Origin of the sequence: Spiroplasma apis B31, assembly GCF_000500935.1 — a bacterium.
In the GTDB taxonomy this organism is placed as follows: Bacteria; Bacillota_I; Bacilli_A; order Mycoplasmatales; family Mycoplasmataceae; genus Spiroplasma_A; species Spiroplasma_A apis.
Map to the genome: position 1 here is coordinate 328666 of NC_022998.1, position 17304 is coordinate 345969.

Here is a 17304-nt window from a genome sequence, read left to right on the forward strand (position 1 = left end):
ATGTATACAATAAAGAATGAATACTTAGATATTACTTTTAAAGCCGATAGTTGCAATTTTGAAATAACTAGTTTGAAGTTCAAAGATAATGAGGTTTGCTATCAACAGAATTCGTCTTGAAAAAAAACATGACCCTTGCTATTTCCAAATTGTGGAGCTATTAACGGTTATATTAAATATAATGGCGTTAAATATCCTTTACCAAGACACGGTTTTATGAAAAATATAAATAATTGGACAATAAAAAGCATTTATAACGACTGCGCAGTATTATCGTTTTCATCTAATTGTCAATTCTCAAAAATTTATCCTTTTGAGTTTGAACTAGATTTAATTTTGAAAGTCGCTAAAAATGTTTTTTCCATTGATTTCGTTGTAAAAAATGTTGAGGATGTTGATATGTATTATTCATTCGGACATCATCCAGCATTTAAAGTTGATGATTCCTCAAAAATAGTTTTAGAATCAGAAGAAACCTTCTTTGATTCATTCACTCCAGAAGGACTTTACTTAGAAGATGAACAAAATAAAAAAAAGTGAAAGGAAATTATTATCAAGGATGTCGATTTTTCTGAATCAAAGTCTTATTTTTGTGACACCCTAAGATCAAGTTATTTACTATATAAAAATGATTCATTTGAATTTAAACTACCCCTGAATGATTATTCAACATTGGGTCTTTGAAGAGATAATAATGATAGTGGATTTATTTGTATAGAACCGTGGTGTGGTATGCCTGACAAGAGTGGAAATAGTGATCATGATTTAAAAAATAAGTACAAGATCTTAAAATTAAATCCTAAAGAGTCAAAAAAAATATCATTTGAAATGATATTCAATACTAATTAGTCCATACTATTCTGGTTTTTGCTTTTTCATTCTTCATAATAATCCAATATTAACAATTTTAATTCGGGAACAAGTTTTTCTTGGGAAACGGTTTTAAATATTTTTCCTTTTTTAAATATGATTCCTCCGTTTTTCCCTCCAGCTATTCCAATATCTGCGTGCGAAGCCTCACCTGGACCATTAACAACGCATCCTAAAATAGCAATTTTTAATGGAAAATGTAAATTTTCAACAAATGATTCTATCTCCGCTACTACTTCTCGTAACTGAAATTCTAATCTTCCACAAGTTGGACAAGCTATAACTTCAACCATATTATCAAATAAACCAATAGAATTCAGCAATCTTTTTGCTACTTTTATTTCCATAACAGGGTCTTCGCTTAAACTAATTCTAATGGTATTTCCAATACCTCTGAATAATAAGTAACCGATTCCAAAACTAGATTTAATAGCCCCATTCAACAGACTGCCTGCTTCTGTAATTCCTATATGGACTGGATAATTTCATATTTCTGAAGCAAGACTGTATGCTTCAATTGCCATTAATGGATCTGTAGCTTTTAAAGAATAAATTATGTCATAAAATTCATACTTTTCTAAAATCTCTATATGTTCTCTAAGTGCCTCAACCATGCATTTGGGAGTTCATCCGTATTTTTCAACTAATTTCTTTGGTAAACTTCCTGAGTTTACTCCAATCCTAATAGGTATGTTCTTTTCTTTACATTTTTGTACGACTGCAATTGTGTTTTCCTCGATACCAATATTTCCAGGGTTAATTCTAATTTTTGCACATCCAGAATCAGCAGCTATCAATGCAAACTTATAATTAAAATGAATATCTGCAACTATTGGTATTGGTGATTTTTCGACTATTTCTTGAAGTGCATTTGCATCATCAATCCCAAGCACAGCAACTCTAGCAATTTGACAACCTTCTTTGTATAAGTTATTTATTTCTTCAAGCGTTGCATCCACATCGTGAGTTTTTGAGGTAGTCATTGATTGAATTACAACTTTATTATTACCACCAATTTGAATTTTCCCAACATAGACGGGCCTGGTTTCAGTTCTTTTATACATTATTAACCCCCTACAAATTATATTTTAGTTTTATCATTATCTTTAATTGCAATCTTGCTTTTAAAGTTTCATATTAATTATACACATATTAATTAAATACAAATTTTAGTTATTTTAATTTATATAGTTCAAAAAACCTTAACTACAAGGATTTTTTAGTATAATTAAAGTTATAGGAGTTGAAATAAGTGGCAGAAAGAATTACATTGCGGGACATAGTTGCAATTAATGATGCGCTAACTCATAAAAGCTATGAATCTCGTAATGAGTTTTTGACTTATGTTGATGTAATAGGTGAATATTTAGATGAAACATTTTTCAAACAAGATGCCATAATTGAGAGACTAGTACATTATTGTGAAAAGAGTGCACGTTATTTAAATATACAAATCACTAAAAACGAAAATATAAAATTAACCATAAAACATATTGCGGACTACATAAAAATTTGTAAAAAAGCATTAGAAAAAGCATTATATAGTGATCGAGATATATTCGATTTCAAAATCTTTGTTGAAATTAAAAGTATTGTTCGCTACTTCCTAGAAAAAACCTATGAATACAGCTCATTGTCTGATTATAAGACTTTGTTTGGCATAAATACAGTTGAGTTTCACCAACAAAACGAGACATTCAAATATTTGTATACTGTTTTTGATAAATTTACATATATTGCTAGGCACCTAAATGATAAATATTACAAAAATATAAAAAGTGATTATAATGAAAATGGTTTGAAATTTTTTGTAGATTTCCCAAAAGATATCGGATTTCTAACTAATAGTTTAATCGATCATGAAAAATTAACTATTTGTATCGAAACAATAACTATATCAAAAGCTTGACATTATATTAGAAGGTTAAGAAATGTATTGGAACATGATTTCGCAGACCCTAGTTTTAAGTACAATATTTCTTTTTCGATAGACTTACTATTTATAATTGTCGGTAGAATAATGATAGCGCTGAATAAATACTTAAAGCCCGAAAGACAACTAATTGAGACTTTGGAAAAACTTAAAGAAAAAGGCGAAACAGTTAAGGAATAAATATGGAACGATGACAATCTTTAAATTTAAATAATTTCAACGGACCCTTAGATCTATTGCTTCATATGATCAAGGAAAAACAATTGAATATTATGGATATCAATTTATTGGAATTATCAAATCAATATATAAAATATATTCAAAAGTGTGAAGAGCTAGATATTGAAGTTGCAAGCGAATACCTTGTGATGGCTGCATATCTTATTGAACTGAAGTCTAAATTATTAATCCCAAAGGAAGTTGTTGAGGTTGATTCAGATTATGAAGAAAATCAAAGACAAGAATTATTATCACGCTTAATGGAATATCATAAGATCAAGGAAGTAACAAGCTTTTTCAAAGAACAACAAGAGGATTCTTTAAAGGTATATAGTAAACCAAAATCTGTTTTCAAGATAACTAAAATTGATGATGATAATTTACCATTAGCGCCGAATAATATTGATATCGATAAGTTTGCAAAAATATTTTTAAAAGCTATTGAAAAAAAACAATCAACTGTAATGGAAACTAACACATTGACAAACGTAGATGTATCACCAGAAGAAATTGCTGTTGAAATAAGAAATTTTTTAGAAAAAAATAGAATAAAAAAAATAAAACTGAGTGATTTGATAGAAGAAAAACATTTCACTTTAAGAATGCTAGTTGCTACATTTCTAGCTGTTTTAGATTTAGCGTCTAAAAAAATTATTTATATTTATCAAGAAGTTGATGATGTAATAATTGATTATTTAGTTAGTGAAAGGGAATAATACCTATGGAGTTTAATAAAAAATTAGCAATTACAGAGGGGCTTCTTTTTGTTAATGGAGATGATGGTGTCTCAATAGATGATTTGAAGTTTATTTTAAACACAGAAGAAGACACTATAATCGAAAAAATACTTGACTCTTTAAAAGATAAATATAGAGGTGACGAATCCAGTGGTTTAGATATTCAAAAGTTTGCAAGAAATAAATTCAGGATGATAACCAAAAAAGAAAATGCCGAGCATTATGCTAAGTTATCTAATATTAAAACAGAAGCGAAGTTATCAACTGCAAGCATCGAAACTTTGTCTATTATTGCCTACAAAGGCCCAATATCAAAAGCTAAAGTCGAGGACATTAGAGGCGTTAATTGCGAGACAATATTTTATAAATTAAAGTTAAGAAACTTAATTGAAGAAGCGGGTAAATCATCAGACTTAGGGAAACCAATGTTGTATAAAGTTACCGATGATTTCTTAAAGTACTTTAATTTAAATAGCCTTGATGATTTACCAAAGTTAAAAGAAACAATAGAAGAAGAAAAAGATATTTTCAAAAGAGATTAGTTATATGGAACGTTTACAAAAAATTATAGCAACAAGAGGTTATTGTTCAAGAAGACAAGCCGAAACTTTAATCACAAGCGGTAAAGTTAAAGTTAATGGGATCGTAGTTACAGAACTTGGTTCGAAATTTAATTGTGATGTAGAGATTAAAATTAATAATAAAAAACTAGAAATTGTTAAAGAAAAAGTTTATTATTTATTTAATAAACCAAGATTGGTTGTTACTACTATGTATGACCCTAAAGAGAGAAAAACTGTTGCTGACTTTTTTAAAGATAGCAAAATTAGGGTATATCCAGTAGGTAGGTTGGATTATGATGTTAGTGGTGCATTAATAATGACAAACGATGGAGAATTTGCTAACTTTGTTATGCACCCAAAGTATGAATTTAGAAAAACATATCAAGCGCTTTGTGATAGTAAAGTAACTAAACAACAAATCAAAAACTTATTAAACGGTGTTATCATTGATGAAGATTATAAAACAAAAGCAATACATGCTGCATTACTGAAATATGATGATCAATATAATGAGTCAATAGTTGAAATAACTATAGCCGAAGGTAGAAAACATCATATTAAAAAAATGTTAATAGCTGCTGATATAAATTTGAAAAAGTTAAAAAGAACGCAAATAGAGTTTTTAACAATCAATGATATTGAAGTTGGTAAGTTTAGAAGTTTAAAACCACACGAAATTAAACAATTCTACGGTATTTATAATTCAATATCTAAAAAGAATAATAAGGAGTAATTTATGAGAATAGCATTATTTGGAACTGTAGGAGCTGGCAAATCAACAATTTCTGAGTTAATTTCAAAGCAACTTGGTTATGAAATATTTCCTGAACCAATTGATAATAACCCTTATTTTGATGATTATTACAAAGACATGAAAGCAAATGTTTTTAAAATGCAAATCTATATGTTAACAGCAAGAAGTCGACAATTATTAGAAGCAAAATCATTAAAAAATGTAATTTTTGATAGAACAATTCTTGAAGATCCAATTTTTGTTACAGTTAATCATGATTTAAAAACCATGAACGATATTGATTACAAAACTTACACCGATTTTTACGAACAAGTTATAATACCAAGTCTTGGATATAAGTCAGAGTTTGATTTAGTTATTTATTTGAAGTTATCAACAGATAAGGCTATCGAAAGAATTAAAGATAGAGGAAGAATTCAAGAACTAGAAACGCCTTATGAGTATTGGGAGTTACTAAATAAAAGGTACGATGACTTTTTCGAAAGAAGAAAACATATGTTCAATTTCTTAGTTGTCGATGCTGAAAGTGACGATTTAGAAGAAAAAATGGAAATTATTATGAATAAAATATACGAAATTGAACCCAATTTGGTAAAATAAATTAGTTTAAATTATGTGAAAGGAATATTTATGGGAAGAGCTCACGAAGTAAGAAAACAAAGTATGGAAAAAACAGCAGCTATGAAATCTGCTATTTATGGAAGGGCTTCTAAAGAAATTTATATGGCTGCAAAAAATGGTAGCTCTGATCCTGAGGCAAACTTGGCATTAAGAAGTGCAATTGATAAAGCAAAATCAAAACAAGTTCCTACAGATGTAATTAATAGGGCTATAAAAAAAGCAGAGGGTGGCGAAGCTGAAAATTACGTTTCTAATCGTTATGAAGGGTATGGACCCGGAAATTCAATGATAATTGTTGACTCTTTAACTAGTAATGTTAATAGAGCAATAGCAGAAATAAGGGATGCATTTAATAAAAATGGGGGAAAGATTGCCAACTCAGGTTCGGTTTCTCATTCTTTCCAACCTACTAGTTTGTTTGCGTTTGAAGAAAAGTCCGTTGAAGAAGTTCTAGAATTATTGATGGACACAGATGCAGAAGTTAATGATGTTATTGAAGAAGATGGATTAACAATGGTATATGCATCATTTCAATCTTTTAATGCAGTTAAAACAGCTTTAGACAAAGCGGGTTTAAAGAATTATAAATTGGCAGAAACTACTATGTTGGCTGATGATTTCATTAAAATTAATGATGAAGAAACAAAATTACAGTTTAATAAGCTTATAAATAAATTAAATGAACTTGAAGATGTACAAGAAGTTTATCACAACGTTGAAATTTAAGTAAATATATTATAAAAACCACCATTAAGGTGGTTTTTATAATTAGTTAAGTTTATGAAATTTGTTTTCAATTTATCAGGTTAATCTAAAATTAAGAAACACTTATATATTGATATACTATCTAAAAGGAGATAAGTAATGAAAAAAGTTTTAATATTAATCAGCAGTAACTTTTTATTTTTAATCGGTACAGTCCAAACATTAAGTTGTAGTATTCAAATAAAAAACGATGATCAAAATTTAAAGGACCTTAGAACAATAAATACTAGTTTAGGAGAATTTGAAGGTTATGAGGAACTTCCTTCATTACCATTATTAATTGCTAGAGTAAATAAGGTTAATACCGGCTTAGATTTGAATTCAAGTGATATATCGTTGGTTGAAGAAACTCTAACTGTTTTTAATGCTAGAATAAAAGGTAATGGAAAAAATGTGATTGGAGAATGCTTGTTAACATTTAAATACATCCATAAAAAAGGGAACTTAACAGATTTAATAACTAAAACTAATTTAGGAAACATAAAAGATAATACAAATATGCCTAGTAATAGCATTTTATTAAATAAAATTAATGATATTAATAATACTAAGTTTACCTTTGATGATATTTCTATATCAGAAGTGAATGAATCAAGTGCAAGGATAAGTGCAAACCCTCAGTCAACTAAGTATGAAGGAGAAGTTTCTATCAGTTATAATTACAAAAAAGTGGAAAGTATTGAAGTCAAGAATTTAATAAACAAGACTTATTTAGGTAAAATTTACTCACAAAAGAGTGTTTTTACAAGTGAAGAGATACTTGAAGCTGCATCATTTCACAATGATAATTTTGATAAATCCATCTCAGATGCCTTAATAGTTACAAACATAACCTCAACATCAGCTATTATTAAATCAAATAGTAATTATTCTACATTCCGAGGAGAAGTTTTGGTAAATTATGAAGGCAAAGAGAAGGTATCGTTAACAAACTCAATCAAAAATAAAGAGTTCGGTTTAATAAGAGGTGCCAAAAACGACAACGGGCAGGTCAAAATTGATGTTGACGCTTTTTTAAAACAACTTATGCTAGAAAATCCTCATTTTAACACTGAATATATACGAAATGGTATAAGTGACGAACCTTATTATAGTCCAGATAAAAAGAAATATTTTTTGGTTTTAAGTGTGGCGAATAGTCATCCAATAATCCCATATAAACATAATACTGGATGTAGTATATATTTTGAAATTGATAATGATAAAACTGTATTCAATAAAAAAGATTTGAAGGATGAAATCAAAATGGTAAACATCGGAGAAATCGATGGATATATTGATAGTTTTAATAGGGATGTTAATGTTGTTTTTGAGAAAATAAATGAATTGAATAATATATCTTTGGATTATCAATTTATGTACTATTTATTAAGTTGGGTCGGAAATAACAAAGTAAAAATCATAGCAAAAAATGATAATCCTACATATAAAGGTGAAGTTGAAATAACATACAATTATAACAAGTTAGATAAATTAGGAAACCTTGAAGAAATCATAAAAGATAGAAATTTAGGTGAAATATTTACCTATCGTTCTTCAGATTACAAAGTTTATCGTCATACAATCAAAGTCTTGTTAAATGCAAAGTATCCTAAAGCTAACTTAATATTAGATTATGACATAAATATTGTTGATATTACAGATACTAACTTCAAAGTGGAAATCTTAGATACTGGAAAATACTTTGGTTCAAGTTTCTTGATGAGCTATTATAAAATAAAAAAAGATACTTGGATTTAATGGTATTTATAATTACTTTAATAGGACTAAGATTTAACAAATATCATTAAAGTGATATTGCCAAAACATTTTCTAAAAAAATTATATTTTTTAATCTTATCTATTAAGATTTTTTTATATTCCTTTAACTTATTAAAAAAATACTTGGTTTTTTCTTTGTTATAATAGTAATTGATTAGGAGAGTTTAAATGAATAAAGATGTTGTTTTATTGCGCACTGTTGAGTTAGCAGCAATTGCTTCTTATAAATATATTGGTTTGAAAGATAAAAATAAGATTGATCAAGCAGCTGTCGAAGCTTTTGAAGTAATGCTTAAGAATGAGCAGGGTTTCAAATTAAAAATAGTTAATGGTGAAGGAGAGTTGGATGAAGCACCAATGTTGTTTGTGGGCCAAATATTAGGTAGTCCAAGCAGTTATGATGCACCAATATTTGATGCATCAGTCGACCCAATTGAGGGTACAAATCCCGCTGCTTATAACTTTGCAGGTAGTATTTCCACAATTGCAATTTCCAGGGAAAATACAATGTTACAACTCCCAGAAATGTATATGGAGAAGGTATTTGTTAGCAATGAGTTCAATGAAATATTAGATTTAAACTCAGGAATAATAGAAATAATTAAAAAAATGCAACTAAAGGTCAATAGAAAAGACATTAAATGTATTGTTTTAGATAAACCCAGACACCAAAAGATCATTAAAGAATTAAATGATCTTGGTGTAATTATTAGACTAATAAAAGATGGTGATGTTTTAGCTGCTATTGATGTTGTAAATGGTGAAGCTGATATTGTTTATGGTATTGGAGGTGCTCCTGAAGGATGTTTGATGGCTTCTTTGGCAATTGCTTCTGGTTGTAGGATGCAATGTCGTTTAGTTTCTTATGGAGATATTTGACCAAATGAAGAAGAGACTAAAAATAGAATATTAAAAGAATCAGCATGGTTATCAAAACATAATATCGATTTCACAACTATATTGTCAGATATAGATTTAGTAGCGGATAATAGAACAAGTTTTTTTGCCTCCGGTTTAACAGCTGGTGGAACTTTAAAACCAATAAACTATAAGGATGGGAAGTTTTTTGTGAATGCTTTCATGGCTAGTCATGGTATTGTAAGGAATATAAAATCGGTTTATGATGTGAAAAAAGTTAATACTTTAAAGCCTGAAATTAAATATTTATTTGATAAGTATAAGCGTTAAAAAAAGGAGCAATAAAATTAATGGAAAATATACATAAAATATTATTGATAGGTGTTTTATTAACACTTTTGACCTTGTTTTCTTTGAAACTGTACAATACTTTAGTTTATTCCAGAATTAAAGTAAGAGAAATAAACTCTGCAGATATAAATATATCTACTACAAAAATTGAAGAACTCATAAAGAACTTTCAGAAGTATTTAAAGTGTCCGGATCTGACTATCGAATATGGAGTAGTAGATAACTATTCAAGAATTTTCAACATGTTAAACAAAAAAAATAAAAAAATCACGATACCTAGATGGGTGATGCCTAGTGTTGGATACGAAATTGATTATCTACTAGCAAGTATTTGATATAATACAAAACGTTATCAAAATGATAAAGAGTTGAAAAAATTTAATTTGTTTTGGTCGGTAATACCTAAACTAGCTTATTTTATTTACTCATTAACAACAGTTATCTCTATGATGCTTTTCATAATGTATTTCTTTTTCTCAGAAGATAGAATAATGATTGAAGGAATATTTATGTGATTAATAAGGATTCCAATTTTCCAAGCACTTTCATTTTTAACTTTTTTTATAATAATTTCTTGTTTATACTTTTCTACAAAAGGTAAAAATTGATTAGAAACAAAATATGAAAGGGAAATTGTCTCATTTGTTGATAGTGAGTGTATTGGTTATAAAACTGATATCATAGCAGCTAGAGTGTATTCACTTGAGTTTAACAAACTCAATTTTGAAATTTTTAGATTTAATCAAAAAACAGAGAACACAAAATTCTTAGGACCCTTTGTTTGCATTTAGTAACTAAATACATTTTAAATTTTAAAAGAAATTTTTAATACCGTGAAAAACGAAGTGTTGAAACTTTAAAGGTGTATAATTTTTTTCATAAGAAGCCTTTGGTTTCTTATAAGAAAGGAACGTTTTATGAAAAAATCTTGAATAGCAATGTGTGCAAGTTTTGGTGTACTGACAATCATCTCAATCTTATTTTTTGCATTAAAGGATAGTTCAATTTTTCTATATGATTATTTAAAAGGAAGTAAGTTCCCATCAAATCAAATGCAAATTTGAGCAATCTTGGTAATGGCAGTATCAATACTAGGATTGATTGTTAGTGGAGTGATTTTATTTTTAAACTTTAAAGATAATGATTCATTAAATAAATATGCAAACTATGCTCATATTTTTGTTGCGGTATTAGTTTTATTCTCTGCTATTATGATCTTAGTATCAGGAATAACTGTTAAACCTGTATCAAATATGTCAACAGCTATATTTGCTCTTGTGGTGGTTTTCTCTGCTGCAGTAGTTGGAACAACAGCATGAGTAGCAAAAGATGAATTTACCGCTTAAAAATGGTAAATAATAAAACAATTTAAATAATGTTTCAAACCTCAATTACTGAGGTTTTTTGTTATTCTTATTTAATAATTTGGTCTTGAAAAACAAAATCAAAAAAAACATTAAATTACCCTCATTACTAAAATAACAAGAGTGTATAATTTATCTATAAGTAAATTTATGTTTATTTAATAGGAGGAAAAATTTTATGAAAAAATCATGAATAGCAATGCTTGCAAGCTTTTCTTGTCTACTGATTACTACTGTAGTATTTTATGCAGCAAAAGACCAGTATGGAGACCCATTTTACTCATTCTTAGATGATCAAAAAGGAAGTTTCCTAGAAAAAAATATGATAATTTGAACATTATTATTACTTTCGCTTTCAGCAATAGGACTTTTTGTTAGTCTTATAATTATCATCATGAATGCTAATGGAAATAATAGTTTCAATAAAATAGCAAATTATGCCCATCTTTTAGTAGGAGTTGTTATATTTATTGACCTAATTATGATATTGATAGTAGGTATTGGTTTGAAGTCATCTGATAAAGAAGTTATTTTATTTTTAACATTTATTTCATTGTTCTCACTAGCGGTTGTGGGTACAACAGCGTGAGTAGCTAAGGATGAATTCACAGAGGTTTAAATCCTCTATTAATAAGTGTTTGTTCTTAATGTAATAAATATCTTTCAAATATTTAAACATTTAATTAAGCAAATTTATTTAAATAATATTAAAAATGAGTATGGTTCTCATTTTTTTTGTGAAAAATCAATAATTATTTTTAAATTATTTAATATTTTGTGAATTTCTAATTTTTGAAAGTATAATTAGGTCGTAAGTTAAATGAAGTCTCTTTACATTTATCAACATATAATTAGATTGGAAAGGAACCTTAAATTAGTAAAATAATTTAAGGTTTTTTGTGAAGTAAACAGATTTTGTTTCTATACGAAAAGGGGGATTGAAATATGAAAAAACTATTAACAAGTCTTATGGCAACTACAGTATTGGTATCAAGTGCGTCTTCAGCCATCTCTTGTGGAAAAAAATATAAGGGTTGAATGGATGTTTACTTGGTAACCGATGCAGGTAAAATCAATGATAAATCTTTTAATGAGAGTGGTTATAATGCAGGTAATGAAATAATGAACTTACTTGGTATTAATGATAATTTAGATAAAAAATATGATGGTATAGGATATAGTGAACCAAAAGATGAACAAGAATTTGATAATCGTTATAAAATAGCAAAATCAGCTGGAGCGAAAACCTTGATATTGCCGGGTTATAAGCATGGTGGTGAACGCCTTAAAAAAGCTTCTGAATTGATAGATGATGTAGTTATTATAGATAATAGTAATGAAAACCATAATAATGTAACTGGTTTATTGTTTAGAGCAGATATTTCAGCGTTTTACTCAGGGTTTGCATCAATAATTTACTCATTGGCAACCGAAAATTATAATAAAGATGGTAATGGTAAGTTAGTGTTGGCTACATTTGGTGGTAGCCCTAATGGTTTTGCAGTTGATAACTTTATGCATGGTTTCTTGGCTTCAATAAATTTCTATAATGAATTTAAAAAAGATGAAGAAAATAAAAAATATATAGAAGAAATGATTAAAGCAATAAATCCTAATTTGAAAGACGGAAGTCTTGAAAAATTATTGAATGTAGAAGTATCGAGAGCAAATTCTCAAAATGAAGGTATTGCAATTGATCAATCTAATTATTTTTCTGGTAGTTTTTTAGCAGGATCTGGACAAGGTATATCTGATAAATTGGTAAACACTGATAAGGCAAATGTTGTTTTACCAGTTGCTGGTCCACAAACAGGGGATTTACTAAATGTTATTAAGAAACGTAAAGCTAGCACAAAAGTTATAGGTGTAGATACTGATCAAATTAAAGTATACCCACAGTTTAATGATCAGTTCATAACATCAGCTGAAAAAGATATTGTGTCTTCAACAGTATTAGCAATCTCACACCTAGAAAAATACAATAAAAACGAGAATTTCTTCAACAAGGTTTTAGAAAAGTATAAAGATATTGGAGTGACAGAAGAAAAAGACGGAAAATTTGTTGATGTTAATCTAGCTGATAAAAAAACTTGATCTGGAACTACAAAATGACTTGGTGGTAAAATTTCATATGATAATGGTAATAAAGTAAATAAAAATTTATATGACCTTATTATGAAATTATTTAAAAATGGAGAAAAAGTAATAGGCTCATCTAAATATTATTTCTCAGAACTTGCTAACAAAGGTATAGATGTTACTTTAAGCGCTGATAAAATTAAAGGTTATGCAAGTAAAATACTAGAAGAACTTAAAAAATAAATATTAAAAACATTAGATAATTATTGGTAATAAAAAATAAACATCAAAAAACTTTGGATTATTTCCAAAGTTTTTTGATTATTTAAGCTTGACCTAAACCTTTAGATTTCCACTCTGCTAATATTTCCTCTTTTCCTCCATCTTTAAGATATCTGTCTTTATATTCCAAAAATCTTTCTTTACATTCTTTGATTTCATTAATTGCGTGATCAAGGTCTCCTCATCCTTCAATTCGCACTTCTTTTTTTTGTAAAGCTTTATATTGTAAGAAAAAGTTTTCAATCTCATTTTTTAAATGTTGTGGAACGTCTTCTAATTTTTGGTAACTTTCAAATCTTGGGTCATCATTAAAAACACCGAAAAGTTTAGTGTCAATTTCACCAGCATCTATCATTTTTATTGTACCTAAGATTCTTACTTTCACCTTCACACCAGGCATTGTTGGGTAAGTTACCAAACTTATAACATCTAAAGGATCTCCATCTCAATCTAGAGTGTCATCTATAAAACCATATTCACCTGGGTAAAAATTAGCCCCATATAAAACTCTATCAAGACTTATGCTTTTTGTTTTCAAATCATATTCATATTTATTAGAACTTCCTTTTGGAATTTCTACTATCATTTCAATAACATTATTTTTCATAATTTATTTCTCCTTATACAAATAAATTTTATAGTAAAATTACTATGTTAATTGCGAAATTATTGAAAAAGGGGAATTATGAAAAACTTTAAAAGTTTACCAACAGACAAGGAAAATATAATTTTAAAAGATAAGAATTTAAAAAAAGATAGGTGGAAAAGTTATTTTCGACTTAATACTCAAAGAATAACAATTATGGCAATGTTACTGGCTTTTAATCTATTTTTGTCATGGCTTAGTGTTATTTTGTTTAGTTTGATACCGATTTATAATTTTTTAAGAATTGAAATAAGTTTTTTCTCATTCCTTATCTGTTGAAAACTTATAAATGGTTTTTATGCGATGTTACTTGTGTTTCCTGCCACTTGAATGAGATTTATCGGTATTGACCCATTAGCTGAGCCAATAGGAGTATTGGCTATGAATTTAAGCGATAGTTTCTCTTTGGGGATGTTTATTCTCTTTGCATGAATTTTCAGAACTAAAGTTGTACTAAAAGTTAAGTATGGAGTTTATATAAAACTATTGATTGTATCTTTAATTGTAATTAGTCTAACTAGTTTATGAAATACTTTTTTAAATTTCTCTTTTTTACTTAAATTATATGGAGCTGAGGGTTTGAAAACTTTACCTTTTGCATTAATTTTGATTGGTTTTAATTATTTAAAATTTACTTTAAACTATGGAATATTTATATCAATTTATAAAACAATTGATAAAATTGCACCACGAGATTTTTAATTAAAACTCATTAATTAAGGGTTTTTTGGTACAATCTATTGGTAGTTAAAAATTATTTAATTATATTGAAAAGAGGAAGAAATATGGCAGGAAAAAAACCGATTTTTGTATCAATGGACTTAGGTACAGCGTCAACATTGGTATATATAAGTGGGCAAGGTATTGTGTATAATGAACCATCAATAGTTGCTTACAAAATTAAAGAAAATAAAATTGTGGCTGTTGGAGACGAAGCTTATAAACTAATTGGTAAAGGTAACAAAAATTTAAGAATTGTTAGACCAATGGTTGATGGTGTTATCACCGATATAAGAGCAACGCAAGCACAATTAAAATACATCTTCTCAAGATTGAGATTGGATAAGATTTTAAAAGGTTCTGTTATGTTGCTAGCATGTCCATCAGTTATTACTGATTTGGAAAAAAGTGCTCTAATAAAAATAGCAACTTCTTTCGGAGCTCAAACAGTATTTGTAGAAGAAGAAGTTAAAATGGCAGCTCTTGGTGGTGGTATTAATATTGAAGCACCAATGGGTCAATTAGTAGTAGATATGGGTGGAGGAACAACTGACGTAGCTGTAATCGCTTCTGGAGATATAGTTATCTCTAAATCTATCAAGGTTGCTGGAAACGTTTTAAACGAAGAAATCTTGAAGTTCATAAGATCACAATATGGTATGGAAGTTGGAATAAAATCAGCAGAAACTGTGAAAATTAAAATGGGTTCTTTGGCAAAGTATCCAGATGAAAAAACTATGAAAGTTTATGGTCGTGATATAGTTTCTGGTTTACCTAGAGAAATCGAAATCAAACCCGAAGAAATTAGAGAAGTTTTAAAAATACCTTTATCAAAAGTTATCGACTTGATTGTTAGAGTTCTTGAAGAAACACCTGCAGAACTAGCTGGTGACATATTCAGAAATGGTATGACACTTTGTGGAGGAACTGCATTGATTAAAGGGATAGATAAATACTTTGGTGACACTTTACAATTGCCTGCAAAAATAGGACAATCTCCTTTATTGGCAGTTATCAACGGAACCAAAAGACATGAAAGTTACATCTATGAACAATTAAAAAAGCATAATCAAAACTCTAATTTAAAATAAATAACGATACAACTAATATAATAACTTGATGTCTTACATCAAGTTTTTTTTATATTATTTTTAGCTTTTTATATACGACTATATAAACAATTTTATGCGAAATTTAGATTTTTTGTTTTTTAAGTTTGCAATTTTCAAATGATAGTTTGAATAATAAAGCCTATAGAAAAAAGTTAAAGAATGAAAAACATGAGCGTATTGAAATTCATACAATAAATTAACTATAAAACAATAACCAACTGAAGGCTGAACTTTATGTATTTATGATTGAAATTATTTCCATACATAGCCTATTTAACGGAATTATTTTTTATTAATGTTATAATCTACTTGGAAGTTATTGATTTATTCATTTCTTCGCTGGAGGTAAATATGATAAATAGTAAAAAACACATTTTTGTGGGAATGGATTTAGGAACAACTTTTACACTGGTTTATATTAGTAACCAAGGTATTGTTTATAATGAACCTTCTATCGTTGCCTATAAAATTAAAGAGAACAAAATTGTAGCAGTTGGTGAAGAAGCTTATAAGATGATTGGAAAGGGTAATAAAAATTTAAGAATAGTAAGACCTATGGTCGACGGAGTAATTACAGATATAAAAGCTACACAAGCACAATTAAAATTTATATTTTCAAGATTAAGATTAGAAAAAATCTTAAAAGAATGCGTTATGCTTTTAGCTTGTCCATCAATAGTAACTACTTTAGAAAGAGACGCACTTAAAAAAATAGGTCAAAGTTTTGGTGCGAAGTATGTATTTATCGAAGAAGAAGTCAAAATGGCAGCTCTTGGTGGTGGTGTAAATATTTATGCTCCAACTGGCAGATTAATAGTCGATAGTGGTGGGGGTACAACAGATATTGCAGTAATGTGTTCTGGTGATATTGTATTATCAAAATCTATCAAAGTTGCTGGTAACTACCTAAATGACGAAGTTTGTAAGTTTGTGCGTTCACAATATGGTTTGGATATTGGAGCTAAAACATCAGAAAGTATTAAAATTAACATTGGTTCATTAGCTAAATATCCTGATGAAAGAAGAATGAATGTTTATGGAAGAGATGTTGTCTCTGGACTTCCAAGAACAGTAGAACTCAACCCAGAAGAAATTAGAGAAGTATTAAAAGTAAGTGTGGCTAAAATCTTGGATTTAATCGTACAAGTTCTTGAAGAAACTCCACCTGAATTGGCTGGTGATATATTTAAAAATGGTATAACCTTATGTGGCGGTACTTCTTTAATTAAGGGTATTGACAAGTATTTTGCAGACACTCTTCAACTTCCTACTAAAATATGTGAAGCACCTTTATTAGCTGTAATAAATGGTACTAAAAAGTTTGAATCTGAAATATGAGAGATGTTAAAAAAACATAAAAAAGAGTTATATTATTAAAAAAATCTAGACATTGTCTAGATTTTTTTTATCCTATTTTTACAGCACCAGTAGGACACACCATTTGGGCCTCTACCAGTTCAAGATCATTATCTTTTGCTTCGGCTAAACCATCTTCATCCATAAAGAGAGTTTCTGTTTCATCAATTTCAACACAAGCCATACAACCAATACATAAAGGTTTGTCAATTCAAGTTTTTTTCATAAAAATTTCTCCTTAACCTAACATTATCATAACAAAATTTTAAAAAGTGGCATAATTAATTTATAATATATAAGTTGATTAGAGGTG

19 protein-coding genes are annotated in these 17304 nt (G+C 28.3%); 16 read left to right on the forward strand and 3 right to left on the reverse strand.

Annotated elements, in window-relative coordinates:
- Positions 1-849 (forward strand): aldose epimerase family protein, encoded by an 849-nt coding sequence (locus SAPIS_RS01475; protein ID WP_023789062.1) that lies wholly within the window; start codon positions 1-3, stop codon positions 847-849.
- On the opposite strand, the gene ispG is transcribed toward SAPIS_RS01475, so the two are convergent.
- The gene (ispG, locus tag SAPIS_RS01480; RefSeq protein WP_023789063.1) at positions 846-1934 is read right to left on the reverse strand and encodes a flavodoxin-dependent (E)-4-hydroxy-3-methylbut-2-enyl-diphosphate synthase; all 1089 of its coding nucleotides are present in this window, start codon (positions 1932-1934) and stop codon (positions 846-848) included. The genes SAPIS_RS01475 and ispG overlap by 4 nt on opposite strands.
- Before the next feature lie 188 nt (positions 1935-2122).
- On the opposite strand from ispG, the gene SAPIS_RS01485 reads away from it, so the two are divergent.
- The 12 genes from SAPIS_RS01485 (at position 2123) to SAPIS_RS01540 (ending at position 13118) form a co-directional block, all read left to right on the forward strand.
- The gene (locus tag SAPIS_RS01485) at positions 2123-2983 is read left to right on the forward strand and encodes a hypothetical protein (RefSeq protein ID WP_023789064.1); all 861 of its coding nucleotides are present in this window, start codon (positions 2123-2125) and stop codon (positions 2981-2983) included.
- Between the two features lie 2 nt (positions 2984-2985).
- The gene (locus tag SAPIS_RS01490; protein WP_023789065.1) at positions 2986-3738 is read left to right on the forward strand and encodes a segregation/condensation protein A; all 753 of its coding nucleotides are present in this window, start codon (positions 2986-2988) and stop codon (positions 3736-3738) included.
- 5 nt (positions 3739-3743) lie between these two features.
- Positions 3744-4301 (forward strand): SMC-Scp complex subunit ScpB, encoded by a 558-nt coding sequence (gene scpB / locus SAPIS_RS01495; protein WP_023789066.1) that lies wholly within the window; start codon positions 3744-3746, stop codon positions 4299-4301.
- A 4-nt stretch (positions 4302-4305) separates the two neighbouring features.
- The gene (locus SAPIS_RS01500) at positions 4306-5055 is read left to right on the forward strand and encodes a pseudouridine synthase (protein WP_023789067.1); all 750 of its coding nucleotides are present in this window, start codon (positions 4306-4308) and stop codon (positions 5053-5055) included.
- Positions 5056-5058: 3 nt separating this feature from the next.
- On the forward strand, positions 5059-5676 hold the full coding sequence (locus SAPIS_RS01505; protein ID WP_023789068.1) for a deoxynucleoside kinase: 618 nt from the start codon (positions 5059-5061) through the stop codon (positions 5674-5676).
- 30 nt (positions 5677-5706) lie between these two features.
- On the forward strand, positions 5707-6423 hold the full coding sequence (locus SAPIS_RS01510) for a YebC/PmpR family DNA-binding transcriptional regulator (protein WP_023789069.1): 717 nt from the start codon (positions 5707-5709) through the stop codon (positions 6421-6423).
- Positions 6424-6561: 138 nt separating this feature from the next.
- The gene (locus SAPIS_RS01515; RefSeq protein WP_023789070.1) at positions 6562-8202 is read left to right on the forward strand and encodes a hypothetical protein; all 1641 of its coding nucleotides are present in this window, start codon (positions 6562-6564) and stop codon (positions 8200-8202) included.
- Between the two features lie 189 nt (positions 8203-8391).
- Positions 8392-9411, forward strand: a complete 1020-nt coding sequence (locus SAPIS_RS01520) for a fructose-bisphosphatase class II family protein (RefSeq protein WP_023789071.1) — start codon at positions 8392-8394, stop codon at positions 9409-9411.
- 20 nt (positions 9412-9431) lie between these two features.
- Positions 9432-10223 (forward strand): hypothetical protein, encoded by a 792-nt coding sequence (locus tag SAPIS_RS01525; RefSeq protein WP_023789072.1) that lies wholly within the window; start codon positions 9432-9434, stop codon positions 10221-10223.
- Positions 10224-10349: 126 nt separating this feature from the next.
- A complete protein-coding gene (locus SAPIS_RS01530; protein ID WP_023789073.1) occupies positions 10350-10778 on the forward strand; it encodes a hypothetical protein in 429 nt (142 codons plus the stop codon).
- 196 nt (positions 10779-10974) lie between these two features.
- Positions 10975-11415, forward strand: a complete 441-nt coding sequence (locus SAPIS_RS01535; RefSeq protein WP_023789074.1) for a hypothetical protein — start codon at positions 10975-10977, stop codon at positions 11413-11415.
- Between the two features lie 326 nt (positions 11416-11741).
- On the forward strand, positions 11742-13118 hold the full coding sequence (locus SAPIS_RS01540; protein WP_023789075.1) for a BMP family ABC transporter substrate-binding protein: 1377 nt from the start codon (positions 11742-11744) through the stop codon (positions 13116-13118).
- An 82-nt stretch (positions 13119-13200) separates the two neighbouring features.
- Here SAPIS_RS01540 and SAPIS_RS01545 read toward each other — a convergent pair whose 3' ends face one another.
- Positions 13201-13764, reverse strand: coding sequence for an inorganic diphosphatase (locus tag SAPIS_RS01545; RefSeq protein WP_023789076.1), 564 nt, complete (start codon positions 13762-13764; stop codon positions 13201-13203).
- A 78-nt stretch (positions 13765-13842) separates the two neighbouring features.
- Here SAPIS_RS01545 and SAPIS_RS01550 point away from each other — a divergent pair, with 78 nt between their 5' ends.
- The 3 genes from SAPIS_RS01550 (at position 13843) to mreB (SAPIS_RS01560) (ending at position 17012) form a co-directional block, all read left to right on the forward strand.
- Positions 13843-14505, forward strand: coding sequence for a hypothetical protein (locus tag SAPIS_RS01550; protein ID WP_023789077.1), 663 nt, complete (start codon positions 13843-13845; stop codon positions 14503-14505).
- An 83-nt stretch (positions 14506-14588) separates the two neighbouring features.
- The gene (gene mreB, locus SAPIS_RS01555; RefSeq protein ID WP_023789078.1) at positions 14589-15614 is read left to right on the forward strand and encodes a rod shape-determining protein; all 1026 of its coding nucleotides are present in this window, start codon (positions 14589-14591) and stop codon (positions 15612-15614) included.
- 372 nt (positions 15615-15986) lie between these two features.
- On the forward strand, positions 15987-17012 hold the full coding sequence (gene mreB / locus SAPIS_RS01560; protein WP_023789079.1) for a rod shape-determining protein: 1026 nt from the start codon (positions 15987-15989) through the stop codon (positions 17010-17012).
- Positions 17013-17040: 28 nt separating this feature from the next.
- Here the strand turns inward: mreB (SAPIS_RS01560) and SAPIS_RS05275 are convergent, their stop codons facing one another.
- Complete coding sequence (locus SAPIS_RS05275) at positions 17041-17217, reverse strand: ferredoxin (RefSeq protein ID WP_023789080.1); 177 nt, start codon at positions 17215-17217, stop codon at positions 17041-17043.
- Positions 17218-17304: the final 87 nt, after the last annotated feature.